This is a genomic window from Yaniella soli, assembly GCF_054782375.1.
On the sequence record NZ_BAAGSP010000003.1, the window covers coordinates 16,524 to 42,520 of the forward strand.

Annotated in this window: 26 protein-coding genes and 1 tRNA gene; 14 read left to right on the forward strand and 13 right to left on the reverse strand. The window is 56.7% G+C overall.

Annotation, left to right across the window (positions count from 1 at the left end):
• Positions 1-149 precede the first annotated feature (149 nt).
• Both ACYVJT_RS02045 and ACYVJT_RS02050 read right to left on the reverse strand, forming a co-directional pair.
• Positions 150-1,328 (reverse strand): cystathionine gamma-synthase, encoded by a 1,179-nt coding sequence (locus ACYVJT_RS02045; protein WP_343957974.1) that lies wholly within the window; start codon positions 1,326-1,328, stop codon positions 150-152.
• 19 nt (positions 1,329-1,347) lie between these two features.
• A complete protein-coding gene (locus ACYVJT_RS02050; RefSeq protein WP_343957976.1) occupies positions 1,348-2,871 on the reverse strand; it encodes a pyridoxal-phosphate dependent enzyme in 1,524 nt (507 codons plus the stop codon).
• A gap of 57 nt (positions 2,872-2,928) precedes the next feature.
• On the opposite strand from ACYVJT_RS02050, the gene ACYVJT_RS02055 reads away from it, so the two are divergent.
• Positions 2,929-3,912, forward strand: coding sequence for a DNA-3-methyladenine glycosylase family protein (locus ACYVJT_RS02055; protein ID WP_343957978.1), 984 nt, complete (start codon positions 2,929-2,931; stop codon positions 3,910-3,912).
• Here ACYVJT_RS02055 and trxA read toward each other — a convergent pair.
• Positions 3,909-4,292, reverse strand: a complete 384-nt coding sequence (trxA, locus tag ACYVJT_RS02060; protein WP_343957980.1) for a thioredoxin — start codon at positions 4,290-4,292, stop codon at positions 3,909-3,911. The two genes, ACYVJT_RS02055 and trxA, sit on opposite strands and share 4 nt — an antisense overlap.
• A gap of 80 nt (positions 4,293-4,372) precedes the next feature.
• Entirely contained in the window at positions 4,373-4,849 is a 477-nt protein-coding gene (locus ACYVJT_RS02065) for an AAA family ATPase (RefSeq protein WP_343957982.1), read from the reverse strand.
• 393 nt (positions 4,850-5,242) lie between these two features.
• On the opposite strand from ACYVJT_RS02065, the gene ACYVJT_RS02070 reads away from it, so the two are divergent.
• Both ACYVJT_RS02070 and ACYVJT_RS02075 read left to right on the forward strand, forming a co-directional pair.
• Complete coding sequence (locus tag ACYVJT_RS02070) at positions 5,243-5,728, forward strand: Cpe/LpqF family protein (protein ID WP_343957985.1); 486 nt, start codon at positions 5,243-5,245, stop codon at positions 5,726-5,728.
• Positions 5,729-5,743: 15 nt separating this feature from the next.
• Positions 5,744-6,640 carry a serine hydrolase gene (locus ACYVJT_RS02075; protein ID WP_499418077.1) on the forward strand — a complete coding sequence of 299 codons (897 nt, stop codon included), beginning with the start codon at positions 5,744-5,746 and terminating at the stop codon, positions 6,638-6,640.
• A 40-nt stretch (positions 6,641-6,680) separates the two neighbouring features.
• On the opposite strand, the gene ACYVJT_RS02080 is transcribed toward ACYVJT_RS02075, so the two are convergent.
• The 3 genes from ACYVJT_RS02080 to ACYVJT_RS02090 form a co-directional block, all read right to left on the reverse strand.
• Positions 6,681-7,022, reverse strand: a complete 342-nt coding sequence (locus ACYVJT_RS02080; protein WP_343957987.1) for an SdpI family protein — start codon at positions 7,020-7,022, stop codon at positions 6,681-6,683.
• Positions 7,023-7,068: 46 nt separating this feature from the next.
• Positions 7,069-7,365, reverse strand: coding sequence for a hypothetical protein (locus tag ACYVJT_RS02085; RefSeq protein ID WP_343957989.1), 297 nt, complete (start codon positions 7,363-7,365; stop codon positions 7,069-7,071).
• A gap of 122 nt (positions 7,366-7,487) precedes the next feature.
• Positions 7,488-7,838, reverse strand: a complete 351-nt coding sequence (locus ACYVJT_RS02090; protein WP_343957991.1) for a hypothetical protein — start codon at positions 7,836-7,838, stop codon at positions 7,488-7,490.
• 375 nt (positions 7,839-8,213) lie between these two features.
• On the opposite strand from ACYVJT_RS02090, the gene ACYVJT_RS02095 reads away from it, so the two are divergent.
• From ACYVJT_RS02095 to ACYVJT_RS02130, 8 genes are all read left to right on the forward strand, one after another.
• Positions 8,214-8,678, forward strand: a complete 465-nt coding sequence (locus ACYVJT_RS02095; protein WP_343957993.1) for a hypothetical protein — start codon at positions 8,214-8,216, stop codon at positions 8,676-8,678.
• On the forward strand, positions 8,675-8,983 hold the full coding sequence (locus tag ACYVJT_RS02100) for a transcriptional regulator (protein WP_343957995.1): 309 nt from the start codon (positions 8,675-8,677) through the stop codon (positions 8,981-8,983). The genes ACYVJT_RS02095 and ACYVJT_RS02100 overlap by 4 nt, the downstream gene beginning before the upstream one ends.
• A 61-nt stretch (positions 8,984-9,044) precedes the next feature.
• Complete coding sequence (locus tag ACYVJT_RS02105; RefSeq protein WP_343957997.1) at positions 9,045-9,599, forward strand: cytochrome P450 family protein; 555 nt, start codon at positions 9,045-9,047, stop codon at positions 9,597-9,599.
• A 51-nt stretch (positions 9,600-9,650) separates the two neighbouring features.
• The gene (locus ACYVJT_RS02110) at positions 9,651-10,400 is read left to right on the forward strand and encodes a cytochrome P450 (RefSeq protein ID WP_343957999.1); all 750 of its coding nucleotides are present in this window, start codon (positions 9,651-9,653) and stop codon (positions 10,398-10,400) included.
• A gap of 91 nt (positions 10,401-10,491) precedes the next feature.
• Positions 10,492-12,141 carry an ABC transporter substrate-binding protein gene (locus ACYVJT_RS02115; protein ID WP_343958001.1) on the forward strand — a complete coding sequence of 550 codons (1,650 nt, stop codon included), beginning with the start codon at positions 10,492-10,494 and terminating at the stop codon, positions 12,139-12,141.
• Between the two features lie 7 nt (positions 12,142-12,148).
• Positions 12,149-13,090 carry an ABC transporter permease gene (locus ACYVJT_RS02120; protein WP_343958003.1) on the forward strand — a complete coding sequence of 314 codons (942 nt, stop codon included), beginning with the start codon at positions 12,149-12,151 and terminating at the stop codon, positions 13,088-13,090.
• On the forward strand, positions 13,087-13,878 hold the full coding sequence (locus tag ACYVJT_RS02125; RefSeq protein ID WP_343958005.1) for an ABC transporter permease: 792 nt from the start codon (positions 13,087-13,089) through the stop codon (positions 13,876-13,878). Before ACYVJT_RS02120 ends, ACYVJT_RS02125 begins: the two co-directional genes overlap by 4 nt.
• Positions 13,875-15,491 carry an ATP-binding cassette domain-containing protein gene (locus ACYVJT_RS02130; protein WP_343958007.1) on the forward strand — a complete coding sequence of 539 codons (1,617 nt, stop codon included), beginning with the start codon at positions 13,875-13,877 and terminating at the stop codon, positions 15,489-15,491. The genes ACYVJT_RS02125 and ACYVJT_RS02130 overlap by 4 nt, the downstream gene beginning before the upstream one ends.
• A 98-nt stretch (positions 15,492-15,589) precedes the next feature.
• On the opposite strand, the gene ACYVJT_RS02135 is transcribed toward ACYVJT_RS02130, so the two are convergent.
• The 4 genes from ACYVJT_RS02135 to ACYVJT_RS02150 all read right to left on the reverse strand — a co-directional run bounded on the left by ACYVJT_RS02135 (position 15,590) and on the right by ACYVJT_RS02150 (position 20,423).
• Positions 15,590-16,831, reverse strand: coding sequence for an aminopeptidase P family protein (locus tag ACYVJT_RS02135; protein ID WP_343958009.1), 1,242 nt, complete (start codon positions 16,829-16,831; stop codon positions 15,590-15,592).
• A gap of 192 nt (positions 16,832-17,023) precedes the next feature.
• Complete coding sequence (locus ACYVJT_RS02140; RefSeq protein WP_343958011.1) at positions 17,024-18,808, reverse strand: BCCT family transporter; 1,785 nt, start codon at positions 18,806-18,808, stop codon at positions 17,024-17,026.
• Between the two features lies 1 nt (position 18,809).
• Positions 18,810-19,604: a creatininase gene (locus tag ACYVJT_RS02145; protein ID WP_343958013.1), complete on the reverse strand. Its 795-nt coding sequence runs from the start codon at positions 19,602-19,604 to the stop codon at positions 18,810-18,812.
• 432 nt (positions 19,605-20,036) lie between these two features.
• Positions 20,037-20,423, reverse strand: coding sequence for a DUF488 domain-containing protein (locus tag ACYVJT_RS02150; protein ID WP_343958015.1), 387 nt, complete (start codon positions 20,421-20,423; stop codon positions 20,037-20,039).
• Positions 20,424-20,660: 237 nt separating this feature from the next.
• Here ACYVJT_RS02150 and ACYVJT_RS02155 point away from each other — a divergent pair, with 237 nt between their 5' ends.
• Both ACYVJT_RS02155 and fmdA read left to right on the forward strand, forming a co-directional pair.
• A complete protein-coding gene (locus ACYVJT_RS02155) occupies positions 20,661-20,954 on the forward strand; it encodes an FmdB family zinc ribbon protein (protein WP_343958017.1) in 294 nt (97 codons plus the stop codon).
• Positions 20,955-21,012: 58 nt separating this feature from the next.
• A complete protein-coding gene (gene fmdA, locus ACYVJT_RS02160; protein ID WP_343958019.1) occupies positions 21,013-22,275 on the forward strand; it encodes a formamidase in 1,263 nt (420 codons plus the stop codon).
• Between the two features lie 9 nt (positions 22,276-22,284).
• Here the strand turns inward: fmdA and ACYVJT_RS02165 are convergent, their stop codons facing one another.
• Positions 22,285-24,789: a GcvT family protein gene (locus ACYVJT_RS02165; RefSeq protein ID WP_343958282.1), complete on the reverse strand. Its 2,505-nt coding sequence runs from the start codon at positions 24,787-24,789 to the stop codon at positions 22,285-22,287.
• Positions 24,790-24,926: 137 nt separating this feature from the next.
• Between ACYVJT_RS02165 and ACYVJT_RS02170 the strand changes: the two genes are divergently transcribed.
• A complete protein-coding gene (locus ACYVJT_RS02170; protein ID WP_343958021.1) occupies positions 24,927-25,673 on the forward strand; it encodes an IclR family transcriptional regulator in 747 nt (248 codons plus the stop codon).
• Positions 25,674-25,767: 94 nt separating this feature from the next.
• Here the strand turns inward: ACYVJT_RS02170 and ACYVJT_RS02175 are convergent.
• Positions 25,768-25,852, reverse strand: a tRNA-Tyr gene (locus ACYVJT_RS02175).
• Between the last annotated feature and the right edge of the window lie 145 nt (positions 25,853-25,997).

The window sequence follows — 25,997 nt, forward strand, 5'->3', positions numbered from 1 at the left end:
GAAGGATCCGGGTATGTTCCTTGCAATACACGCTACGTACCACTCAACAGTCCCATTGACTGGAGTTGAAGGTTAAAAGGAAGAAGCCGGATCTGGCTGAGCTGTTCTAGTCTAAGCCAAATCCGGCGAAACGTATAATCGGTGTGAGCTTAAAGGCCCTTCAACGCTTGGTCGAGGTCACCGATTAGATCATCTATGTCTTCAATTCCTACAGATAACCGAATCAAATTGCCGGGTACAGCAAGTTCCGTGCCTTCAACTGAGGCGTGTGTCATAGCCGTTGGATAGTTCAACAGGGACTCTACGCCGCCAAGGGATTCTGCCAGTCGGAACACGTGCGTGGACTCTGCCACTTTGCGGGTTGCTTCGACGCCTGCTTTGAACTGCACGGAGACCATGCCGCCAAAGCCCGTCATCTGTTTTTTGGCGATCTCGTAGCCGGGGTGGTCCTCGAGACCAGGGTAGTGAACTTTTTCCACGCCGGGGTGTTCGACCAACCACTGGCTGATGGCTTGAGCGTTTTGCACGTGACGATCCATGCGGACACCCAGGGTCTTCAGGCCGCGGGTGACCAGGTAGGAGTCCATCGGCGAATTCGAGGCGCCGGCAGCAAACTGCTGGAAGTTGATGGCCTGTGCGAGCGCTTCGTTCTCGGTCACGACTGCCCCGCCGATGGTATCGGAGTGCCCGCCCATATACTTGGTGGTCGAGTGCACCACCACGTCGGCTCCGAGTTTCAGCGGCAACTGCAAGTACGGAGTGGCAAACGTGTTGTCGACGACCAACAGGGTGTCGTATTCGTGTGCCAGTTGCGCCAGGGCTGCGATATCGGCAATTTTCATCATCGGATTGGTTGGGGTTTCGACCCACAACACCCGAGTCTTGCCGGTCGCGAGCGCATTGCGCACCTGATCCAGGTCGGACATGTCGACAACCTGGTGCTGCAGGTTCCACGGACCCAACACTTTTTCGAGTAAACGATACGTGCCACCATAGACATCATTGCCGACGACAACGCGGTCGCCGGGCTGGCAAGCTGCCATGAGCAGCGCTGTTTCTGCGGCCAAACCCGATGAGAAGGTGTAGGCGAAACCAGTATCAGAGTGTCCGGTTTCTAATCCAGCGATTTGGTCTTGCAACGCGTCACGGGTCGGGTTGGTGCCACGGCCGTAGTCATAGCCTTTGCGCAGTTTGCCGATGGCTTCTGGCGCGTACGTAGATGACAGGTGAATCGGTGGCACGACTGCACCGTAGACGGGATCGAGTTCTTGACCTGTGTGCACGGCCCGGGTGTTGAACCCGGAGTTGTGTTTATCGATGAAAGACATGGGGATTCTCCTGGGCTGTTTATTGTTCGATCAGGTGCATCAAAATGTCATGGGCAGAGACGATGCCGGCAATGTTGCCGTCGCGGGTGACCAGCGCCGCTGGTGTGTCATCCAGGACGGTTTTCACGTCTGCGACCGGGGTGACGGCACCGACCTTTGGCAGGGCGGCAAGTTCGACATCGGCCAGTGTGGTTTCGGCGGTAATCACGCCGGTGGCCAGTTGGTTCATGAGGTCACGCACCGTGACGGCACCGCGGACTTCACCGATGCGGTATTGGTCTTGGACTCCTCCGACCACGGGGATGGCGTCGATGCCGTAGCGATTCATGGTCGAGATTGCGTCTGCAACCGGGGCGTCTAAGACGGCGACCACGACTTCGGGCAGCGACCCGGGGAGCCAGGCAGCTTTCTTGGCCAACAGCTCTCCCACCTGGGTGGACATACCGGCCACATCGGCGGATGGTTGCTGTTGTTGTGCCGTGTCGGGATCAGTGCCATCCAAGTAGGCGGTACCGATGCGTGCTGGCGCGACCGGTGCGGGCGCCGCAATGTCGAAACCGTGGGATTGCATCCAGGTTTCGGAGAAAATCTTGCCCAGGTAACCACGTCCCGAATCCGGCAGAATGACGACCATGAGATCATCTTCGGTCAGATTTTCGGCTTCTTTGAGCGCAGCGGCGATCGCCATGCCCGATGACCCACCGGCCAGAATGCCTTCCTCTGCTGCCAGGCGGCGCGAATAGTGGAATGCTTCAGCATCCGTAATCGCGTGGATGGCGTCTGGAACCTCGGGATCGTAGTTACCCGGCCACATGTCTTCGCCAACACCTTCAACAAAGTATGGGCGGCCCTGCCCACCGGAGTAGACGGAGCCCGAGGGGTCGGCCACAACGACTTGTACCGGGCCGTCCTGACGGTCTGCTGAAACCTCATGTAGGTAGCGGCCTGTGCCGGTCATCGTCCCACCGGTGCCCGCACCGATCACCACGTGTGTCAGCTGACCCGCGGTATCTTCCCAAATTTCTGGGCCGGTCGTCTCGTAGTGGGATTCTGGGGCAGCCGAGTTGAAGAACTGGTTTGGCTGGTAGGCACCTTCAATGGATTCTTCCAGCTGGTTGGTAATGCCGTAGTACGAGTTGTCTGATTCCGGCGGGACGGAGCTTTCCGAGACGACGACGTCGGCGCCGTAGGCTTTGAGCACATCGCGTTTTTCTTGGGCGACCTTATCCGGGGTGATGAAGACGGAACGATAACCTTTCTGCTGTGCCACCATGGCCAGGCCGACCCCGGTGTTGCCGGAGGTTGGTTCCACAACGGTGCCACCTGCCGACAGTTTGCCTTCGGCTTCGGCTCGTTCGATCATCTTCAGCGCAATACGGTCTTTAATAGAACCGCCCGGATTCATGAACTCACACTTGACCAGAATGGTAGGTTTTACTTCTGATCCAATGGAATTGAGTTTGACTAACGGCGTATTGCCGATCAAATCCAGGATGGTATCTGCGTACTTGGGCGTGACTGGCGTAGGCTGATTTTGGCTCATGACCACCACGGTACCTTGTGTGGCCATTGCACGGTGAGAAAGAGGTTATAAATCGCCATGAAGTTTACTCAGCAACCAGATTATTCTGCTGTGCTGACACCTCATGTTCCCGTGGATGTTGCGGCCAATATGGCACCTCTGGTGCGCGGCGCCGGTGATCCAACGGCAGCCAGTGGCAATGGTGTCAGCTGGTTGTCCTTCCGTCCCGCTTCTACAGGCCCTGTGACCGTGGCAATTGCGCACCCGTCATCGGTCGTTGTCCCGGCAGATATTCGCTATCACGTCTGGGCGCATGGTGATCACGATGCGATCGATGCGGTGGTGCAGCGCATGCCAGTTTTGCTGGGTGTTGATGACGAGGCGCTGGAAGGTTGGGCTGCTTTTGATGCACTGTTAACTGACACCGCGCATCTGCTCCCCCATCAGGTGGTCGAAGCCAGGAGAAGAAACCCTGGCATGCGCCTGATGGCGACCGGACAATTACTCGATGAGCTGTTCACTGTGGTGTTGGAGCAAAAGGTGACGCAACAGCAGGCACGCGCGACATGGCGATGGTTGGCCGATACGTTTGGCGAGGAATCTCCTGCTGGTGAGCCGGCACCAAAACTTGCGCCACATCCCGAGTCGGTCATGCAGATTCAGTCGTGGCAGTGGCATGCGGGGTGGGTACAACCCTTTTTAGCGCGCACGTTAAAGACTGTTGCCTCGCGCGCTTCTGCATTGAACCGGCTGTCGAGTCAGCGAATCGATGCGATTGAAAAAGGTCTCAATAGCTTGCACGGGATTGGTCCGTGGACAGTCGCAGAAGCACTTCAGCGGACCCACGGGGCCGCCGATTTGGTGGCGGTGGGAGATTTCCACCTGGCTCACCACGTCGGCGAAGCACTGACGGGTCGACGCACCGATGATGACGGGATGTTAGAGCTCCTTGAGCCCTGGTCCGGTCACCGGCAGCGTCTCGTCAGACTGATCTATGCCTCGGGGATCCGCTTTTCGCGTTTCGGGCCGCGCATGGCGGCCACCGATTTTCGGGGTCGTTAGTTGGCGCTCTGCTCGGACTGCGCACGAGCCTCTTCAACCTGCTTGTGCACATCTTCCATGTCGAGGCCACGAACCTGCTCAATGAGCTGGCCGAGCTGCTGCTGGTTAATTGCGCCTGGCTGGGAAAAGACCAGGACGTTTTCACGGAAGGCCATCAGGGTTGGAATCGAAGAAATACCTGCTGCTGCGGCCAGCTGCTGCTGATCTTCGGTATCAATTTTGCCGAAGACGATGTCATCGTGTTCCTGAGAGACTTCCTCATAGACCGGTGCAAACATCTTGCATGGGCCGCACCAGTCGGCCCACCAGTCTACGAGCACAATGTCATTGTCCTGGATAGTTTTTTCAAAAGATTCTTGGGTTAGGTCTGTAGTTGCCATGCGGCAAGCATACCCACCGGGGTACAACCTGCAAAGGCCTTTTCGTCACGGCCGAAACCGAGCACAGTATAAGAACCGCGTCATTCGAGGTGGCGTAGGTACCGTTCAGGCGCATTGAGAAAGAGCCGCCAGTTCTGAACGACCTCAAGATCGTCGTACGCGGATCGATGCAGACCCCACGCGCCCACTTCGTACAGTTCAGCTTCTGGAAGTGCTGCCAGAATTGGAGAATGTGTCGCTAACACGATCTGCGAACCTTCTGTTTTTAGCGCTCGCAGCATATTGATTAGTGTTAGGCACCCTGCAAAAGATAGCGCCGATTCCGGTTCATCCAGGACCCATAGACCAGAAATACCCGAACGGGAGGAAACAAAGTCGAGGAACGCTTCACCGTGGCTTTGGTCGTGCAGCGAGCTTGGACCAAGAGTTTCGAGATAGCTAAAGTGTCCGTGCATGGTTTCTGCCCGAAGGAACACACCCCGTTTCGACGCTCCCAACCCACGCACCAGTTGTAGATGCTTGACGAGGTCTGACTCCGTTGGCCGAGTGGAGTGCACGGCAGAATGAGTCCCACCCTCGGGGTTCAAACCAAAAGCGGCGGGCCAGTGCCTCAACGATCGTGGATTTTCCCGTTCCGTTGTCGCCGACAAAGATCGTTATGGAACCCAGATCTAGACCGTGATCTAAAATCTGTTGGACCGATGCAAGCGTCGCAGGCCACGTGCTCCGTTCCAGAGGAGCACGTGGATCCTCCTCAAGTCGCCGCACAGGTAACGTATTGAACTGCTGCATGCGGCCAGCCTAGCGGCTGGGCTTGGAAGGATCGTTCTGTGTATTGGACTTTTCGTGGAACGACCTGTTTCCACGCAAGTCAAGTGCCACTTCTCCCTACGCTGGCCATGTAGTATCGTCCGCTGAGAGACTCACACCACACCCCGCAGGAGGATTCATTGACACTCAGGAAACGACTTTGCAGATCAGGGCTTATAAGTGCGCTTGCCGCGAGCGCAGCCGTTGCTTTGGCCTCATGTTCGTCGTCAGATGCTCCCTCAGAAGCCTCTGACGAACCAAGCGTCGCTCAGGAAGCTCCTGCCGATGAAGCCGTCCAAATCCCCGAGGATACTGCAGTTGGTCAAGAGACTCAGCGTATTGTTGAGATACTCAACGCAGACGCAGATACTACGGCTGAAGAATGGGAAGATGCCCTGCATTCCAGCTTTACCGCCGAAGTCCCCGTCGAAGAACTTGTTGAGCTCTTGAATCAGAATGTGCGTCCCGCCCAGCCCTTCACCGTGACCGGGTATGAAGGGGGCGACCGCCAAGCTGTGACAACCCTGACGAGTCCCGTTTCGGCACCGGTCGATATGACCCTGTCGTTAGATGCTGATGGCATGATCACTGGGCTCTTCTTTGGTGAAACCACTTCCGACGGTTGAAGAGCACCGGAGTCACTGGATGAACTCAATGAAGCTTTTGGTGATTTTCCTGCTCAGGTTCGGGCACTGATTTTATCTACTGACGATGCGTCCGCTCCCCTGATGGATCGCAACGCCGACGAGCCAGCCCCGCTCGGTTCCGTGTTTAAGCTGTATGTCCTTCTCGCAATATCCGATGCAATTGGAATGGGCGACCTGAGTTGGGATACAGCCCTCACAGTGACTGCAGAAAATCGAAGCCTGCCTTCGGGAGAACTGCAGGATGAACCCGATGGTACTGAGGTGACGGTGCGTGAGGCCGCAACGAAAATGATTGAGCTCAGCGATAACACAGCGACCGATATGCTGGTCCACGCAGTCGGTAGAGACGCTGTTGAAACAGCGGTGAAGCATGCAGGTCACCACGACCCGGAAATGATGTTTCCATTTCTTACAACCCGAGAGCTATTTCAGATCGGTTGGAGCGAGCCAGAATACTTCGAATCGTGGGCCACAGGCTCCACTGAAGAACAACGGGCGCTGTTGGATGAGCTACAACATCAAGAGATCGGGCAACATGATGTTGCGGTCGGCGGCGATCCGCTCTGGCCAGACGGCGTGGAATGGTTTGCCTCGGCACACGACATCGCAAAAGTGCACGTCGCTCTGCAGGAACAAGACGACGCCGTGGTACGTGAGATTCTCAGTGAAAATCCTGGCATCGGGCAGCATTCGTGGGACTACGTAGGGTTTAAAGGTGGTTCTTCCCCTGGGGTCCTTGCAGGTAGCTGGTACGTAGAAGATTCGTCTGGCGAAAGCTATGTGCTCGTAGTTCAAGCCGCAACCGAAGACGCTGCTGGCATCAACACAGATGAACAATCATTGTTTTTCCAGCTTGCAAGATCAGCGTTAGATCTGACTCAACGCGACTAGTGCGACATGGTCAACTGTGGCAGATCCTCCTGTGCTGTTTTCAGCCATTTTCATACTGTTCGGCGATGAACGCCTCAATCTCATCGCCTTCCTCCGCCAATACTTGTTCACCAGCGACTTTTTTCGCCGCCTTATGTGCGGACAGAATCATAAGGCCAGTCACGACGAGCGTGGTGACTAACGTTCCTAGCGTGTAAAACGAAACGATAAGATCAGTCGGTGGATTCTCCCGCTGAATGAGCCATATGCCAATCCCGAATGACACAACCGCTACCGCAGCCAATAGCCAACTGAAGATGATGCCTGCCCTATGACCGGCTCGCCAGGCTTCATCTGAGAAGGTCGTGGCCCATGTTCGAAGGCCGATCAAAACATTTCTCATGGCACGACCCGCCCGGCGGAGCGAAGTGCCGTATCGACGTCGCGTCCTAGCAGTTGTTATAGGGTTCGTCGCGTTCGGTTTGTTGCTGAGGCAGTGCCGATTGTGATTGCTTGAGGTATCGAATCACCAGTGAGGCCCCAATTAATGCCGCTCCTAAAGGAAACGCGGCATTTTGAATAATGATCAAGGTTGGGGAGAACGCCCAAAAATACCACGAGTTGCCTACTGGCTCGGAAATTATAGACGACTGCAAAGCAGCACTGGTAGAGACGATGTGAGCCAGGGCACCCAGAATCATCAAGGCAACGCCCCACCATAGGAGGCGCTTGGGAAATGCTGTCATCAAAATCTCCTGTAGTCCTGTGGAAAAGTCCGGGCCTTCATAGTCCTTTGCAGGCCTCTCAGGAACCTCGCCTGAGAGGAAGTCTCAATACGCTAAACCTGAGAAGTCTATTCGCGTACTCATCACCTGAAGGCCACAGGGATAGAATGGTCGCGCTTTTCAACGCTGATGATGTCGCCGGTAAAGGAATCTACTTCAACAAGGGTTGGTTCATCGGAGTTCAGTAGTGCATTTTCTTCTTCGGTAAAGGACTCCACATACCGTTCTCGTGGCGGATCTTGGTCCGGAGGAATGGGGGCAAAGGATTCCTCAGTCTCACTGTCTAAACGTTGATGCTTCAATAGTCGTTCGGTGAGGGGGTCCGCCATGAGTGGCGTACCTTCTGCCGACGGCGACGATTCCAAAGACAGCTCGTGTACTTTTTCATCAGGTTGTATCACGCCTGACGAGAGAAACACAGTGGTAACGGCCATTAGAGTCACTGTAATAACCCCACCTATAGCTAGAGGCCGGAGCCGAGATGTGCGAGGGGTCGTATTCATAGGTTGTATCCTGTTACGAGGTCGATGTGAGTGAGTTGAGTAGTCTCTCCACCGTGACATCAACCGCCACATCTTTCAAGGTCCTAAAATTTACAATGCGCCACAGTGCTGGCCTAGAAATCTTCCTCCGAGGCTTCCCCCGTTACGCCTGTCTCGTTTCGACCTTTGTATCTAACCGCAGTGATCCCGCGTCACAGAATGCGACCCGCTTTCGGTTTCAACGATTACGGCGTCTACGTCCTCAGCGGCGCAGCCGGTGAAAGACATGTAGTTTGCGGCTAGCGCGTCTAGGAAACGCTCCGGTCCGTGTTCACGGTCGGCTATCTCAAACCGAACGACTCCGCCGTCGCCGGGGCCCGCAGTGAATTAGCAGACAAAATTTACACACCGTGGTGGTACCACCCGACATTAGGCGTCCTTGTGGGGCTGACGGCGCTCCTGTTAGGGAAAACCTTCGGCACCGTTGGCATCTTTCTCGGAACTTTGCCGGTTCTTGGCATGGTTGGTCTTGCCTTCACATATCGGCGGTTGTCTGGCGTGGATCTGATAGGAGAATATGCGGTGACCGGACGGGCGAAAGGTCGGCGTTTACTGCGACTACTAGCAATTGTTGTGGGCATAATTCTCATTACTTCACCCGTGCTAGGCAGCCTCCTGGGGTTGAACTGGGCTCCTTGGATCCTGGCGATCATCGCTGTAGTACTCATTAGCATCCTGGGACGAGCCTACGACCGCACGCTACGCGCCGAGCTGCGGGAGCCTATGCCATGACGGATTCCCAAGATGGCCCACACCTGGACCCGCTAATTCACGAACTGCCGCGTTTGCGAATCTGTGCGGTTCTCGCTGCCACGAACGCCGTGGAGTCGCAAACGTTGAAGCAGATCACCGATCTGAGTGACTCGGCGTTGAGTAAACACATCAAACGACTCGTAGACGCCGGTTACCTGCAGCAACAGCCGGGTGCATCCGGTGGTCTGGGCCGCCCACGAACCTGGGTTTCTCTGACGGAGCTAGGATCCCGCGCCTATGAGCAGCACCTCGAGGCACTTCGCCACCTGACCGCGCAGCCCTAACCACACGTTAGCGCGTGCCTCGAAGGTATCTGCGCTGCAGCTCACCGGCTACCGTGGAACTATGATGCAGCACCGTTCGAAGGCCCATGACCATGTAGTGCCTATGCTCAATGCCGTCGAGCACGCTCGGGTGTTGGCTCGCGTGCTAGCTTCCCCGGTGATCAAAGGACCGATCATCCGTCGCCCCAATGCTGTGAACCTGGCCGAGCGGTTCGATGCGGATGCCGCCGGTGTGGATGAAATGAAACGGCTACGGGCAAAATACGGTGACGGTCCCGTGCAAGTGCGTCTCACCCCAGGCCGCCGAGTGGCGCTGCTACTCAACCCGGATGATGTACACCGCGTACTCAACGAAACACCGGAGCCATTCAGCCCGGCTTCCTTGGAGAAGCGGGGTGCACTGAACCATTTCCAACCAGCAGGGGCGTTGGTCTCTTCGCCCAGTGCACGTCGAGAGCGCAGACCGTTTAATGAACGGGCCTTGGAATCTGGCAAGACCATACATTCGCACGCGGAGACGATGACGCAAGCGATCCGCGAGGAAGTTGAAGCGCTGCGTGGCCACCTGGATTTCACCGGTACGCTCGATTGGGAGGCCTTCAGCACAATGTCGTGACGGATTGTCCGTCGCATCACCCTGGGCAATGCGGCCCGCGATGATGAGCAGGTGACCAACGATCTGAACCAGCTGCGAGCGCGCGGCAACCTAGCGTATCTGGCGCCCAAGCATCGCAAGCAACGCAAGCGTTTTTTGAACAGCGTGCGCGCCTACCTCAATCGCGCAGAACCCGGCAGTCTGGCCGCCATGGCTGCTCAGACCCCAGCCACCGAAAACACTGTGCCCGAGCAACAGCTCCCGCAGTGGCTCTTTGCTTTCGACGCGGCATCTTGGGCCGCATTCCGTGCACTCAGTCTGCTAGCCGCCGATCCTGTGACTACTGAGGCGGCCCGTAACGAAGCCGTCACGCACTTCCCAGATGTACCGCTGTTGCGTGCCACGATGCTCGAATCACTTCGGTTATGGCCCACTACCCCGCTCATTCTGCGCGACACCACGGAGTCCACGACCTGGCGCAGCGGTAGCTTGGCAGCCGGCACGTCGATGGTGGTCTTTGCACCTTTCTTTCATAGGGATGACGAAACGCTTGCCGAAGCCCACCGGTTCACCCCGAAACTGTGGCTGACAGACCGCGACGACACCGATTGGCCGCTGGTACCATTCAGTGGCGGGCCGGGTCTGTGCCCGGGGCGTAACGTTGTCTTACTGACCGCCTCGGCAGTGTTGGCAGAACTGCTGGACGAGCATCGCTTCAGCCCGAACAACACCTCGGAAGCTTCTGCCGAACCACTGAACCTGCATAACCTACCCGGCACGCTCAGCCCGTTCTCCTCGAGCTTTATGACGCGCCGTCGGTGATCCAGGGCGCAGGTTTCGTTGGTATCGAACGTCTGTGACGATGTGACCTTTTGGACGGCGCCTGCAGGTACGAAGCCGTAGAGTATTCGCTATGGCAAAATTCTCATCCTCACATTTGAAGATCCTGGTCACTGCTGCAATCAGCGGCCTCGTGCTCGCAGGCTGTGGCAACACAGACTCGGCAGACGGTGAACCAGCCGGTGAGCCACAATCCGGTGGCACACTCATGTATGCATCCGGTGACGCCGAACCCGATTGCCTGGATCCCCACTACGGCGGCAACTACCCGCAGGGGCTCATCGCAACTCAGTACCTCGAAACGCTGTTTACCAAAGACGAAAACGGCGAGACCATCCCCTGGTTGGCTGAGACCTCTGAGGTATCCGACGATGGGCTGACCCACACCATCAGCGTGACCGACGGCATTACGTTCCACGATGGTACCGAGCTCACGTCGGAGGCCATCAAAGCCAATATCGAGCACCTCCAGGATCCAGAGACAGCCTCATCGACCGGGTTTTTGGCTGTGGAGCGAGTTGAAGAAGTCGAAATCGTCGATGAGCTCACCGCGGACCTGCATCTTTCCGCACCGGATAACGCGATAGAAGAATCGCTGTCCATGCATTGGACGGCTATCCAATCACCCGATGCCCTGGCTCGTGATGTCCAAGAAAACTGTGCAGACCCCGTGGGCACAGGTCCGTTCAAGGTGGATTCCTGGGAACGCGAACAGCAGATCAACCTGGTGCGCAACGAAGACTACGTCCAGCCGGTTGAAAACGACCGCGCAGAGGAAGTGGCCTACCTCGACGGCATTACTTGGCGCATGATCCCGGAAGCAGCCACCCGCTATGCGGCACTGCAATCCGGTGAAGTCCACGTCATCGACAACGCTCAGCCAGATACGATCCAATCGGCCGAAGATGCCAACATCGGCCACCTGGATGCACCGCGTCCGGGAGCGTCCAACCGTGTAGAACTCAACTCGTCCCAGGCACCATTCGATGATCAGCTGGTACGTGAAGCATTCATGCGTGCCGTCGACGTCAACGGTGGTATCGAGGCCCTGTTCTTTGATACCGCACCACGCTCATACTCACTACTGTCCTCGGTTGAGCCACTGGGCTATTCCGATGAATCACTGTTCACTCAGGGCGCCGACGAAGCCAATGAGCTCCTCGATGAAGCCGGCTGGACCGAACGCGATGATGACAACGTTCGGATGAAAGACGGCGAGCGCCTCGAGATCGTGATGCCAGTGTCAACGAACCAGTCGGTACCTGCCGAACAGTCGCTGTTTGAACAGTTCCAGGCCCAAGCGTCCGAGGTCGGCTTTGATATGCAGATCAACCTGTTGGATCTGTCCAGCTGGTATGCGGATCTGGCCGAGCACAACTACGATCTGGTTTCGGCCCCCTACACGAAGGTTGGACCGTCGACACTGCGTACCCTGTACCATTCCGATTCGATCGAACCGGCGCCCTCTGGTTACTTTGCCAATAATGCGCAAGTCGATATCCCCGAAGTTGACCAGATGCTCGTGGACGCACAAGAAACCACCGACGAGGAAGAACGTGCCGAGCTGTATGAGCAAGCTCAGCAGCGCATCCTCGAGGACTACTATGTGCTGCCACTCTATGACCAGCAGAACCACTTCCTCTATGCCTCCGATGTCCAAGGCATGGGTGAGACCTCTGCCATTGCGGCACCGAAGTACTACAACGTCTGGTTGGATCAGTAAGTAACCTATGCACATTGTCAGTTGGTTGGCCCGCCGGGTCGGTGCCGCAGCGATTTTGCTGTGGCTCGTGGCCACCGTGATTTTTATTGCCATCCGGATGATTCCGGGTGACCCAGCCGAAGCCATTATGGGAGGACCCGGCTCCCAGGCTTCAGCAGAAGCACTCGAAACAGCCCGCGAGCAGTACCACCTCAACGAACCAATCCTGGTGCAATACGGGATCTATCTGGGACAGTTGATCACCGGTGATCTCGGTACCTCATATGCGCAGCAGCGCCCGGTTGCCCAGATCATGGCGGAGATGCTGCCCGCCACGCTGCAGCTGACGCTGATTGCTTTGGTACTCGCCTGGTTGATCGCGTTTGTCATGGCGGCGATTGCCGCGCGGTCTAATCGTATCGGCCAGGTCATGGGCACCATTATTGAAGTGATCGCCGCAGCCGTACCCCACTTCTGGTTGGGTGCCATGTTGATCATCATCTTCTCCACCTGGCTTGGCTGGTTACCCGCCGTCGATACCGGTACGGTGCAAGGCATCATCCTGCCAGCCTTTACCCTTGCCATACCGCTGTCCGGCTTTTTGGCCCAGCTCATGCGCGATAGCCTCATGACGGCCGTGAACTCGCCGTTCGCACTGGCTGCGCGCGCCCGCGGTGCCTCCGAAGGTCAAGTCTTTTTCCGGCACGGCTTCCGCCACGCGGCACTGCCTGCGCTCAACCTCACCGGTTGGGCCGTTGCCACCTCCATTTCTGGTGCCGTGGTGGTGGAAGAAGTCTTTGCCCGCCCCGGTTTGGGGCGCTCCTTGCTCGGTGCGGTGCTGTCGCGTGATATGCCGATGGTTACCGGTATCGCGTTGTTTTCCGCTTTGATTTACATGGTGGTCATGCTGATTGTCGAGGCCGTCGAAGCCATCATTAATCCCGCAGCTGCACGGGGTGATGACCAATGAAACGCACCGTGAAAATTCTTGCCGCACTCTTTATCGGCGTCGTCGTGATTGCCGGACTGTTTCCATCCTTGTTAGCCCCGGGTGATCCCCTGGCCGTCAATCCTGCCGAGGCCTTCCAGTCGCCATCGTTACACCACCCATTTGGTACCGATGAATCCGGCCGCGACGTGTACACCCGCGTCATCCACGGTACCCGCGATTCACTGACCATCGGCCTGGCTGCCACCGCGCTGGGCATGGGTATTGCTATTGTACTGGGTGTCATCACAGCATTTGCACCGCGCTGGATCGACTCGGTTGTGTTGCGTGTGCTCGAAGTGCTCTACGCCATCCCGACTCTGCTGATGGCACTGATCATTATTGCCTTCACCGGACCCGGTACCATGCCCGCCATCATCGCTGTCGGGCTGTCGACTGCGCCCGGGTATTCACGACTCATTCGGACGCATCTGCGCACCCTGGTGAACTCTGAGATGTTCGATGCAGTCACCGTGTTAGGCCATTCGACCTGGCATAAGGTGCGTAACCATCTGATACCCAATACCCTATCCACGTTGTTGGCGCTGATTACCTTAGGGATCGGTCAAGCCGTCATCTGGGCCTCTGCGCTGTCTTTCCTTGGCCTGGGCACCCCGCCACCGGCACCAGAATGGGGTGCGATGTTAGCCAACGGGCGCACCTATCTGCACTTAGCCTGGTGGCTGACCGTGTTCCCCGGTCTGGCTATCGTGACCATTGCCGCCGGTGCCACCCTGCTGGGCCGATCCGCAACCCGGAGTACATCATGACCCAACCCGCTGTTGAAATCACGAACCTCTCGGTATCCTTTCCCGGGCCGAAAAAGACCGCGATTGAGGCCGTCAAAAATGTATCGCTGACGCTCACTGCAGGCCGAGTGTTGGGCATCGTGGGTGAATCCGGGTCAGGAAAATCTGTGACCGCTCGCAGTCTGTTGGGGCTGACCGGCGGGCGGGTCACCGCGGATACACTCAATATTTTGGGCGCGGACGCACGGCACCTGACCGACAAACAGTGGCGCGAGATCCGCGGTTCCCAAGTCGCCATGATTCTGCAGGATGCGCTGAACAGTCTGGATCCACTCCGCCCGATTCACCGCGAAATCGCTGACTCGTTACCGTTGAATAAAAACCAACGAAGGCACGCCGCTATCGAGGCGTTGGAACAGGTAGATATGCCGGACCCCACGCTTCGAGCAGATCAGCGGAGCCCACAATTATCCGGCGGAATGCGTCAACGGGCACTGATTGCCCAGGCCATGATCTCCAACCCGGCCGTCGTGATCGCCGATGAAGCCACCACCGCCCTGGACACCCGACTCACGCGGCTGGTGTTGGATCAGCTTGCGGACCTTGCCGCACAAGGCATTGCATTAGCGATGATTTCTCACGATCTGGCACAAATCGCCCAGGTGGCCGATGACATCATCGTGATGCGCCACGGCGAAATCGTGGAATCTGGACCAACCGATGCGATGTTGTCTAACCCCACCCACGCCTATACCCAGCAACTGCTGGCCGCCATCCCCAGTGGTGTGCCACGCTTCGCGCCACTGACGCGAAGTACCGACGATGTTGCATCGTTCCACAATCTAAGCACCGCCGAGGACACACGCAACCTCACCGGCGAACTCGCGGTCGAGGTCACCGGACTCTCCAAAAACTTTGGTGATCACGCCGCCGTCAACGATGTGTCGTTAAACGTCCCCAAGGGCACGACCCTGGGGCTGGTCGGTGAATCCGGCTCGGGTAAGACCACCACAGCCCGGATGATTCTTGGGCTCACGCCCCCAGATGCCGGCAGGGTCAGCATCTTTGGGAAGCACTTTGCCCCCGCGAGAGAATCAGACCGCGCCGATCTCCGTGAAAAAATCGGCGCCATTTACCAGGATCCCCTGGCATCGTTTGATCCGCGGTACACAGTGTCACAGGTTCTGACAAACGCACTATCGCGCGGTCAGACGTCTCGGTCACGTCAATATCGCCACCGGGTCACCGAACTCTTAGACATGGTTGAGCTCGACAGCACGGTGCTCACCCGACACCCCATGGAGCTCTCGGGTGGCCAACGGCAACGACTGGCAATTGCCCGCGCTCTGGCACCGGCCCCCGAAGTGCTGATTCTTGATGAGCCGGTTTCCGCACTCGATGTCTCGGTGCAAGCCACCGTGCTGGATCTGCTCGATCGGTTGCAACTCGACACCGGTACCAGCTATCTGTTCATCACCCACGATCTGGCGGTCGTCGAACACATGTCGGACCATATCGCCGTGATGCACCAAGGTCAGCTCGTCGAGACCGGGTCCGCCGACCAAATCATCAATCGGCCTGCACACCCATATTCCCAAGAGCTCCTGGCAGCTGCTCCAGACTGGCGCGTTTAAACCGGCTGGAATGCCGATTACACCGAGTACTCACGGATAGCACAGAGCCAAGAGTCCCCCAAGCAACAGCACTGCTTGGGGGACTCTCCTTCATATAGTTAGGCGTCGATGATGTTGTGTTCGGGACCGTAGGGGAACTTGGTGATGTTCTCGGCGCCGTCTTCACCAACCACCAGGATGTCGTGTTCACGGTAGCCACCAGCACCTGGCTCGCCGTCCATGATGGTGATCATGGGTTCCATGGACACAACCATGCCAGGCTCCAGAACAGTGTCGATATCTTCGCGCAGCTCCAGACCGGCTTCGCGACCGTAGTAGTGGGATAGCACGCCGAAGGAGTGTCCGTAACCAAAGGTGCGGTTCGGCAGCAGCCCGTGACCGATGAAGATGTCATTGAGCTCATGGGCGATGTCTTTACAGACCGCGCCGGGTTTGATGAGTTCGATGCCGGCCTCATGGACTTCAACGTTGGCTTTCCACAGTTCCAGGGTACGGTCATCGGGCTGTCCCAAGGTCATGGTGCGTTCCAAGGCAGTGTAGTAACCGGACGTCATGGGGAAGCAGTTCATGGACAGCAGGTCACCGCGCTGTAGTTTGCGAGTAGTCGCCCAGTTGTGTGCACCGTCGGTGTTAATGCCCGACTGGAACCACACCCAGGTGTCACGAACTTCCTGGTCCGGGAAGGTCTTGGCAATCTCATGCACCATGGCTTCTTGGCCGATCAGCGCAACCTCGTATTCGGTGATGCCTTCGCGGATGGCCGCGTGAATGGCTTCGCCACCGATGTCACCAATGCGGGCACCATGTTTGATAACTTCGATCTCTTCGGCAGATTTGATCATGCGCTGGCGCATCGCAGCCTGGGAGACATCAACCAATTCGACGGAAGGGAACGTGTCCTGAATGGCCTGGCGTTGCAGTGTGGGCACGGTATCGTCTTCGACGCCAATACGCTGGGCTTTGATCCCTTGACGGTTCAGAGCTTCCTGCAGGCCATGGTAAAAGTTATCGCGCTTCCAGTCTGTGTAGACAATATTGTCGCCATAACTTGTACGCCACGGCATGCCCGCATCAATATTGGCGGTCACCGAAATGGATTCTTTCTGTGTGACCACGAGCGCGTAAGAACGGCCAAAGTAGGTGAACAAAAAGTCCGAGTAATATTTGATGCCCTGATAGCTCGTGAGTATGACAGCATCCAGGCTTTTGTCGTTCATGATGGCACGGAGCCCACCCAAACGACGTTCGAACTCCGCGTCAGAAAACGTGAGTGGAAGTTTATTGCCGTTGTGGAGGGTCTTCAGACGCTCAAGTTCACTGACGTTGGTGACATTAGCCATTGTGGTCTCCTTCGAGTTCTCTCAGCCCCGTGCGGGCACTGAAACATAGCGGTGAATTGTAGGTTGAGCCCCGCAGGTGTGGATCCTGCCGCTCCAATAAAAGGATGACGTTGGAATCACTGTGTTGCAACTATCGCAACGTCGTTGCATTAAGAATATGTGTGAGCTACTTCACTGTCAAGACCCTTGGAGTCAAGAGTCGGTATCGCCCTGACCTGGCGCCCTCGAAGCCACCGTGGCCCCCTCAGCAGAGGGCTCCACAAAGCCCTCACCCTCAGGATCCGGGATCAGCACCCGTTCAGGGTCCGGGTCATTGATGGCACGCTCCATCTTCCGGATCTGCTTATTACGCTTGTGCAGCCGTCGAATGAAGTTTGCGATCATCAACAGGATCACAAAGGAGAACGGGAATGCCCCGATAATCGTGCCGGTCTGAACCGTGTCTACAACCGCTTCACCACCCAGAGTCAGCAACACCGTTGCCACAGTGCCGATACTGATCACTAAGATCACACGGAAGAATGGGCTAGATTTCCGCGGTGCAGTGACAAACTCACCAAGCGCATAGGTTCCAGAGTCCAACGAGGTGATGTAGTAAGTCGCCACCAGGATCGTGGCAATCACCAGCAAGATCGTGCCGATAATCGGGACTTGTTCCAACATGGCAAATAATCCACTGGAAGTATCCGCTGCCACTTGATCACTAATCGAACGATCCGTCTGATCATCATAGTAGATCGCTGCGGCACCAAGAATACCGACCCACACCATGACGATGATCGAGGGCATCACGGTGACGCCAATGACAAATTCGCGAATGGTGCGGCCACGGGAAATGCGCGCAACGAAGCCTGCGACGAATGGCGAGAAGGCGATGACCCAGCACCATATGAAAACGGTCCACCAGCCATTCCAACTATCCTGCCAAGTATCGAGAGAAGCGGCAGTGATCTGGAAATCGGTAAAGAAGCTCATGGACAAGAAGTTTTGACCAAAGCTGCCGAACGTCTGCGTCGTCGTGGAGATTAAATACAGGGTCGGCCCGAAAATGAAGACGGCCACTACGAGCACGATACTCAGAATCGAATTCAGTCCTGAGAGCCGTGCCATGCCTTTATTAATGCCGATATACGCTGAGATTCCGGTGACTACCGCGAAGGCGCCAATAACAATGAGCCACATGACGGGTCCAGATTCAATGCCGGTAAAGGACGTGACACCCGAACTGAACTGCATGGCCGCGAACCCAAACGACGTCGCCAACCCCAGCACGGTGGCGATAATCGCCAGTAACTCGACCACCACGCCTGCTGGGCGCTGGGTCTTCTTCGGGAGGATATCGACGGTCGCTTCGCGAAAGGTCAGCGTCTTGCCCAGGTTGTGGTGGGAGTATGCCAGACACAGCGCGACCACACAGTACATGGCCCATGCGGTCAGACCCCAGTGGAAGTATGTCCACACGATGGCACCTTCTTCACCAGTACCCGTGGGCGTGGGAGGGATGACGGGATTCTCGTCGCGCAGCATGATGGGTTCGGCCACCGACCAGAAAATCAAACCGATGCCCTGACCACAGGCAAACAACATGGAGTACCAGGCAAACCGGCCGTGGAGTGGCTTGGCTTTTGGTCCACCCAAGCGCACTTTGCCGAATTTACTGAAGGCAGCCCAAATACACACCCCGAGCGCGATCAATGAGTAAACCACGAACAGCCAGGTAAATTCGCCCGTCACAAAGGTACGCATCGTCGCGATTGCTTCGGCAGCACCCCCGGAGTCGACAATCACCCAGATAACCGCTGCCACAATCAGCACGGGCGGGATGATCATAATGAGCAAACGATCCAGCGAGGGGATCTGTCGTCCCATAAACCGGGGAACTTCTACCGGTGGCTTCTCATCACCATCGACGGGTTGCTGACCTGCGTACTGTGTTTCTGGTTCCTGGTCCATCGAGACTTCTTTTCCGTTGGCCACGCTAATCTGCCTTTCGCTTGGAATCGGGCAGGCCGAATTCCGATATGAGCGCCTTGGCTACCGCGCCGCGGACCGCGTCGAAGAGCTGCTGGCCTTTTGCTGCTGTCGCGCCCTGTGCCGATGAAAGACATCCGCTTGCCGGTGTGCGGGCAGGATCTTCGGGGAAGATGTCATACGGGGTGAGTTCAGCCGGTGAATGGTCAATGACGCGGTCCATCTCAACTTTTTCGGGATGCAGGAGCAGCATCAACGAAGTCTCTAGCACTCCCCCGTGTTCGATGTCCCAGCCGAAGAACCCCTCAGGAAATACGGCGTCCAGAGTTTCTTCATCGACGAAGTCCCAATAGGACATCAGGACCGCTCGGGCATCCGAACCCGCATCCGTCGCCTGTTTCACGGCCTTATCGAGGCCCTCATAAATGAACTGGTAATTCTCGAAGTGTCCATTGAGAACCACCACGCGTTGAAACCCTTGCTCCAAGAACGAGGAGACCACGTCGTCTACGAGGTGTATCAGCGTGGTTGCGCTCAGGCTTGTGGTTCCTACGCGATGGTTCCCGCCGCCTGATCGAGGTTGCGACTTATACCCGTAAGCAAAAACCGGGGCGACGAGCGCACCGATCTGCTGGGCAACCGCTGCGGCGATGTCACTAGACAGCATGGCATCTACCCCCAGTGGCATATGTGGCCCGTGCTGTTCGGTCGCACCGGTGGGAATGATCACGGTGGATCCTGGGTGACTAAGATACTCGGCGTACGTTTCCGCATCGAGGTCTTCGAGAAAAACTGAAGACATGTGTGCTCCTTGACTCCCCTATATCGAGGGCGAATACTTCCAGAGAAAGCTCCGGTAACAGGATGTTTTGAACTTCAACAAGTTGCCATGTACGCAACAGCGTTGCAGGTCAATTTACCGAGTGACAGTAATCACAGTCAAGTACTCCGTCCGCACAACACAAAAGCGCGCCCCAAAATCGGAGCGCGAATCCGCTGTGGGGCGCGAGAAGCGTTAGGAGAACTCTGCCGTCTCTATACGGGGTAGGCCGGGTACCGAGAACCTGCCCAAAATGAGATTACTTTCGACGCCGGACTTCCGGGCCGTCATCGCCGAAGTAAATTTCGGCTTCGCAGCGCCAGCACGTGACAGTCTGCTCGCCCGTTGCTGGCGCTTCAAGCATGGCACCACAATCGGGGCATAATTGTTCGAGCCAGCACGCAGGGTCGCCCATTAGCTGTGCCTGCCAAGATAGTCCTGCAGGACTTTGGCATGATTCACGGATTCATCTTTGGCTGCGAATAACAGCGTGACCCGGTCGTGTTTGTGAATGATGTCGATGAGCTGATCGACTTCCGCTGCATGGTCGTCGTCGGAAAGCTCTTGCTCATAACGGTTGGCGAATTCGTCCATACGATCTGCATCGTGATCCCACCAGGAACGCAGATCCGGGCTCGGTGCGACGTCTTTGAACCAATGATCTAAGTCGGCGGCTTCTTTACTGACGCCACGCGGCCACATCCTATCCACCAGCACACGCTGGCCATCAGTATCTGCGGCGTCGTCGTAGATGCGTTTGATTTGGATCTTGCGCTGACTCATATCAGCAGACTGGCTCATCGAACACTGGACTGTCAATACTCTATGTAATCGAGGGCGTCGAACGACGCTTTGTTCAAAGAAGTACTGGATCGTCTCGGTCCACGCCTAGTGTCGCAAAGTGGCGGATACATACGAGAATGCCCTGCAGTACCGTCGCTCCCAACACTTTGCCAAGGTCAGACCTATTGTGCCGACATTCGGCGTGTGTTTGACTCGCGGTATCACACGCACGTCGTCACTGAGAGGAAGATGTTCATGCCGCTCTATGATTTTAGATGTCCCGATGGCGAAGTCGTCGAAGCGTTCTTTGCGATGCAACAAAAACCCGACACCGTGACCTGCCCGCACTGCGGTCGCGATGCTGTCAACCTGATCCCTGCCATTGGTCCATCCCAACGCAATTCTTCAAACATGCGCATTGTCGATGCGGCGAAAGCAACCGCCGACCAACCTGGGGTTGTGAACTCGATAGCGGGTAGGCACACGACCAAACGCCAGCCCACTGCAATAACCCGCAACCCGCTGCACCAGAAACTCCCCCGGCCCTGATGGCCGGGGTTTTCTTTTTCTATAGCCGACTTCTTCACCTCACGTAGGAGCCTTTTCCATGCTTGGCAATATTTTTCCACTCGACTCGTCCAAACCATTTACTGATCAGCAGAAAATTGGTCACAACCGCTATCATCCAGAAATCCCACCGGTCGAAACCGTGAGACCCGGTGACAGCTTTCGAGTTGATTCACGCGAATGGTTTGATGGCGCGATCAAAAATGATGACTCAGCCGATGATATTTTGAACGCACCGATGAACAAGGTCCACGGGCTGACCGGTCCATTCAGGATCGAAGGTGCTCAACCAGGCGATCTCTTGATCGTGGATATCCTTGATGTCGGGCCCATTCCCCAAGAAGAGGGACCGCTGGCGGGCCAAGGATGGGGATACACCGGGATTTTTGCCAAATCCAACGGCGGAAGCTTCCTCGTGGACCAATTCCCTGACGCGTATAAAGCCGTCTGGGACTTCCAGGGACCGTGGGCGACATCGCGGCACATTCCAGAAGTTCGCTTTGAGGGCCTGACCCATCCAGGCATTATGGCGACGGCACCGAGCCCGGAACTGCTCGCAAAGTGGAATAAGCGTGAAGGCGCCCTGATCGCTACGGATCCGAACCGGGTACCCCCGCTGGCACTACCACCGGAACCACAAGAAGCAGTGCTCGGCGGTCTGCCCCAAAGCGATTGGGATCGCGTTAGCGCCGAGGCTGCGCGGACGGCCCCGCCGCGTGAAAATGGTGGAAATCAGGACATCAAGAACCTCACGAAAGGCACCCGAGCGTTCTATCCAGTCTTCGTTGAAGGTGCGAACTTCTCCATTGGAGACCTGCACTTTTCTCAGGGCGACGGCGAGATCACGTTCTGCGGTGGTATTGAGATGGGTGGCTTCATGGATATCCACGTCGATCTCATCAAAGGCGGCATGGAAACCTATGGTGTATCCGAAAACGCAATCTTTATGCCGGGTCGGCAGGATCCACAATTTAGCGAGTGGATTTCATTCTCAGGCACCTCGGTCACTCTGGACGGCGACCAGCGCTACCTCGATTCCCACCTGTCCTATCAGCGCGCCATTCTGCACGCGATCGAGTACTTATCAAAGTTTGGCTATTCCAAAGAACAGGCCTACCTCTTGCTGGGTGCCGCACCGATCGAAGGCAGACTCTCGTCAGTCGTTGATATACCCAACTCGTGTTCTACCGTCTATATCCCAACCGCCATTTTCGATTTCGACGTGCGCCCCTCTGCGGAGGGACCGCACCAAATTGATCCCGGGATGGGCGCACCAAAAGCGGCCGACCCGACATTTGGTTAACAGGATGCTTTAGCGCCGCATCTTGTGGCCCTCGGGATCATAGAGTGGGTCCAGGGCCACGGTGGCCGGTACTGACCGGTCGAAATGTTTGATGATCACGTCGGTCTCGGGCGCAGCATATTCGGAATCCACCCACGCAAAGGTGATGGTCTTGCCGATCGTGTACCCAAAATCAGACGAAGCCGTGTAGCCAATCAGCTGCTCTGCCGCGTTGAGTACCGGCGACCCGGGGTTAGGTGCACCGAACGGGAAATCAGACGTCAACGAGACCATGCGCTTGTCGTTCGCTGATTGCTCTGCCACCCTCTCGTAGCCCAGATAGCCCGTCTTCGTCTTGGACACCGCAAAACCAAGCCCGGCTTGGTGTGGTCGATGTTCACTGGTCATGTCGGCACCATATGAGCGAAACCCTTTTTCGAGCCGGAGGGCATTGAAGGCCAGCCGTCCGCCGATCACCAGACCGTACTGCGTGCCGGCCGCATAGATCTCTTCCCAGAGTCGTGCGCCGTGATCCGCGGTCGTATACAGTTCCCAGCCGAGTTCACCAACATAGGACACCCGCAGGGCAAGGACGGGGACCGCCGCGATGTAGAGGTGCTTGGCCTTGAAATAGCCGAAGCCCTCATGAGAGATGTCCTCATCAGTCAGCTGCCCCAACAGCTCCCGAGCGTGGGGACCCCAGAGCCCAATACAACAGGTGCCCGGCGAAATATCCGAGATGGACACGTGCTCATCTTTCCGCACATGATTTTTCAAGTGGATGAGATCTCGATGGCTATTGGCACCGATCAAGTATTCGTCCTCGCTGACCCTGGTGACCGTGATATCTGAGAAAATGCCCCCGGCTGCATCCAGCATGAGTGAAAAGGTAACCGCGCCGGGTGCCTTCGATACCTTATTTGTGGTCAAACGTTCCAACAGCGCCGAAGCGTCTGGGCCTTCGACCCGGTACCTGGCCAATGAGGTCATGTCATACATGGCCACCCGGTTTCGCGTGGCCCATGCCTCGGCGACCGCGATCGGTGAAAACTCTGAGGTATCCCACGCTGGAATTTTCGGGAAGGTCAGATTCGCCTCCTCGAGCACGCGCCGGTTTTCTTCCAACCAGAGGGGGCGCTCCCAGCCGCTGGCTTCCACAAAGTGCGCTCCCGCAAGCTGCTGATGAAAGTAGAACGGTGAGGTCCTTAAGCGCCTCAGCTTTGCGGACGCAGCACGCGGGTGCCGAATATCGTAGACCTCATCGTAGGATTCCAGACCTTTTTGCCTACTGAACTCTGGCGAGAGCAAACGCGTGTCGAACCGCGCGATGTCCAAGGCAGCGGTATCAATACCGGGCTCTCCGGTAGTGATCCAATCAGCCACCACCTGCGCGACACCAGCCGACGCCGTGACCCACACGGCCTGGGCGATCCATACACCGTCAACTGTGTTGGAGGGACCGAGCAGTGGCCCGCCGTCTGGGGTAAACGAGAAGATGCCGTTGAACGACCGAGCCTCGTCGAGTCCAGCTTCGGCCACGCTTGGATAGACTCGCTGGATCTCGTCCCACGTTGGAGAGAACTCGTCCCAGGTAAAGTCGTGCACCGAGGGCTGCCGACCAGTTTGATCGGCAGCGGCCGCAGAGGCGAGCTCATCCTGACGCACCTCCAGCGGGCGATGTTCATAAGCACCAATGGCTAGGGCTTTGCCCTGCTGTCTGAAGTATATGCCGGCACCTTGGTGACGGATCATGGGGAAGTTGCATGCCTCATCGGTGGCGGCATCCTGAAATTCGTCCATGGGATGTGAGAAACCAAAACCGTGTTCGATCGGTTGCATCGGCATATTCTTGCCCAACCATGTACCGATAGTTGGCCCCCAGATACCTCCGGCAGCAACCACGATATCGGCGTCGAGGATGCGCTCATGTTCCCCGGTGAGCGCGTCAATGACTTTGGCCCCTGTCACTGCGCCACTGTCTGTCACGAGGTCAACCACCTGGGTGTGGCCGTGAAATGTTGCTCCGTGTTCGATCGCGCGTTGGGCCTGGGCGGTCACGGATCGAACGGAATGCACGACAGCATCGTGTGGCGTGTGCAGCGCACCAATGAGGTCCGTGGTGTCGATCGCGGGCCAGAGTTCTTCAACACGCTCAGCGTCGATAAGTTCGGATTCGACACCCCACGACTGGGCGAAACCGTGGCGTCGCTTAAGCTCCCGCATTTGATCATCGGTAAAGGCCAGCTCGATCCCGCCGACTCGTTTGAGTAGCCAGTCGTCTTCTCCCCCGGGGTCCAGCTGATCTAGCTTGTCCAGCGTACGTTGGGCGAGTTCTGACATCGCCTTCGACGGGTTAATTTGAAACACAAATCCAGGTGCGTGCGACGACGACCCGCCTGTTTCGTAGAGAGGCCCCTGATCCACTACGGTCACGTGCTTCGCACCGCGTTGCGTGAGTTCGTCGGCTAGTGCTGCGCCAACCACGCCTGAACCAATGATGAGTATTTTGGATTCTGAAGTATACGAGGGTGCTATGTTTCAACCTTCCGCGGGTTGCATATGTTGCAACTAATGCATAGAGTGCAACTATGATCTGTAGCACAGATTGTAGTCATGTGGCGTAGTGATATACAAGACATTGCAGGAAGAAAATTTTGAAAGGTGGCTGATACATGACTGCCAACCAATCCGTTGATCGAGCGTTGAGTATTTTGTGGATCCTCAACGGCATGCAACGTGCCACCGTGACAGAGGTCGCCGCCGAACTCGAGGTTCACAAATCCACCGCGTCGCGCCTATTGACCGCACTCGAGCGGCAGCAACTGGTGATGCGCCAGCCAACATCACAGGCCTACGAACTTAGTCATGGGATCTTGCAATTGGCTGGCTCAGTGAATGCGCAAAACGATCTCACGAAATCCGCACAAATATTGGTGGAACACGTCGCGCGCGAGTTCAAACTCACGGCAAATGTGGCCATCCTGGATGACATCTACGCGGTCAACATTGCCCAATCCGCGCCATCAGAACGATTCTTCACACCGCGTCAATATGTCGGTCGACGCACCCCGGGGCATGCGACTTCGAGCGGCAAAGTGCTCATTGCCGCAGCGGAGGAATCCGTTCAACAACGTCTCCTCACGCAACCACTCGAGCAATTTACGGATCGCACAATTCTGGAACCCGCGCAGTTCAGAGATGAGCTGACAATGGTTCGTGAGCGCGGTTGGGCCGTTTCGGACAACGAGTGGGATAACGATATGACAGCCGTTGCCGTCCCGCTTTTAGGCGTGAACAGTCAGGTGATCGCGACAGTAACCATTACCGGTTTTACCCATGATCTGCCTCCAGAAAGTTTTGCACCACAAGCGGACAAGCTTTCCACCCTCGTCCAGCGCCACGGACGGCTACTCGAGTGAAGCAGCTGCGCCCGAAACACTCACTCCGATATTGCGAGTCGGGAAACAGAAAACCTCGGTTCATGACCGAGGTTCTTGTGTTTCCATATGTACTTGGTGGCAGATACAGGATTCGAACCTGTGAAGGCAATGCCAGCTGATTTACAGTCAGCCCCCGTTGGCCGCTTGGGTAATCTGCCATGTGCACGGCTTCCGTGCACGACTGACTACATTACCAGCCCTATTTTGTTTTTGCGAATCGGCTGATTCCTTGTCTTTGACGCCTCAGAAGATACTCTCGCGCGCATTTTCGTTCTGCGGTCACCACGGGTTTCAAGCTAAACT

Bases quoted from the DNA above. Each gene is read 5' to 3' on its own strand.
- ACYVJT_RS02045 (WP_343957974.1), bottom strand. From the start codon at position 1,328: ATGTCTTTCATCGATAAACACAACTCCGGGTTCAACACCCGGGCCGTG.
- ACYVJT_RS02050 (WP_343957976.1), bottom strand. From the start codon at position 2,871: ATGAGCCAAAATCAGCCTACGCCAGTCACGCCCAAGTACGCAGATACC.
- ACYVJT_RS02055 (WP_343957978.1), top strand. From the start codon at position 2,929: ATGAAGTTTACTCAGCAACCAGATTATTCTGCTGTGCTGACACCTCAT.
- trxA (WP_343957980.1), bottom strand. From the start codon at position 4,292: ATGGCAACTACAGACCTAACCCAAGAATCTTTTGAAAAAACTATCCAG.
- ACYVJT_RS02080 (WP_343957987.1), bottom strand. From the start codon at position 7,022: ATGAGAAATGTTTTGATCGGCCTTCGAACATGGGCCACGACCTTCTCA.
- ACYVJT_RS02085 (WP_343957989.1), bottom strand. From the start codon at position 7,365: ATGACAGCATTTCCCAAGCGCCTCCTATGGTGGGGCGTTGCCTTGATG.
- ACYVJT_RS02090 (WP_343957991.1), bottom strand. From the start codon at position 7,838: ATGGCCGTTACCACTGTGTTTCTCTCGTCAGGCGTGATACAACCTGAT.
- ACYVJT_RS02100 (WP_343957995.1), top strand. From the start codon at position 8,675: ATGACGGATTCCCAAGATGGCCCACACCTGGACCCGCTAATTCACGAA.
- ACYVJT_RS02105 (WP_343957997.1), top strand. From the start codon at position 9,045: ATGATGCAGCACCGTTCGAAGGCCCATGACCATGTAGTGCCTATGCTC.
- ACYVJT_RS02115 (WP_343958001.1), top strand. From the start codon at position 10,492: ATGGCAAAATTCTCATCCTCACATTTGAAGATCCTGGTCACTGCTGCA.
- ACYVJT_RS02120 (WP_343958003.1), top strand. From the start codon at position 12,149: ATGCACATTGTCAGTTGGTTGGCCCGCCGGGTCGGTGCCGCAGCGATT.
- ACYVJT_RS02125 (WP_343958005.1), top strand. From the start codon at position 13,087: ATGAAACGCACCGTGAAAATTCTTGCCGCACTCTTTATCGGCGTCGTC.
- ACYVJT_RS02130 (WP_343958007.1), top strand. From the start codon at position 13,875: ATGACCCAACCCGCTGTTGAAATCACGAACCTCTCGGTATCCTTTCCC.
- ACYVJT_RS02135 (WP_343958009.1), bottom strand. From the start codon at position 16,831: ATGGCTAATGTCACCAACGTCAGTGAACTTGAGCGTCTGAAGACCCTC.
- ACYVJT_RS02145 (WP_343958013.1), bottom strand. From the start codon at position 19,604: ATGTCTTCAGTTTTTCTCGAAGACCTCGATGCGGAAACGTACGCCGAG.
- ACYVJT_RS02150 (WP_343958015.1), bottom strand. From the start codon at position 20,423: ATGAGCCAGTCTGCTGATATGAGTCAGCGCAAGATCCAAATCAAACGC.
- ACYVJT_RS02155 (WP_343958017.1), top strand. From the start codon at position 20,661: ATGCCGCTCTATGATTTTAGATGTCCCGATGGCGAAGTCGTCGAAGCG.
- fmdA (WP_343958019.1), top strand. From the start codon at position 21,013: ATGCTTGGCAATATTTTTCCACTCGACTCGTCCAAACCATTTACTGAT.
- ACYVJT_RS02170 (WP_343958021.1), top strand. From the start codon at position 24,927: ATGACTGCCAACCAATCCGTTGATCGAGCGTTGAGTATTTTGTGGATC.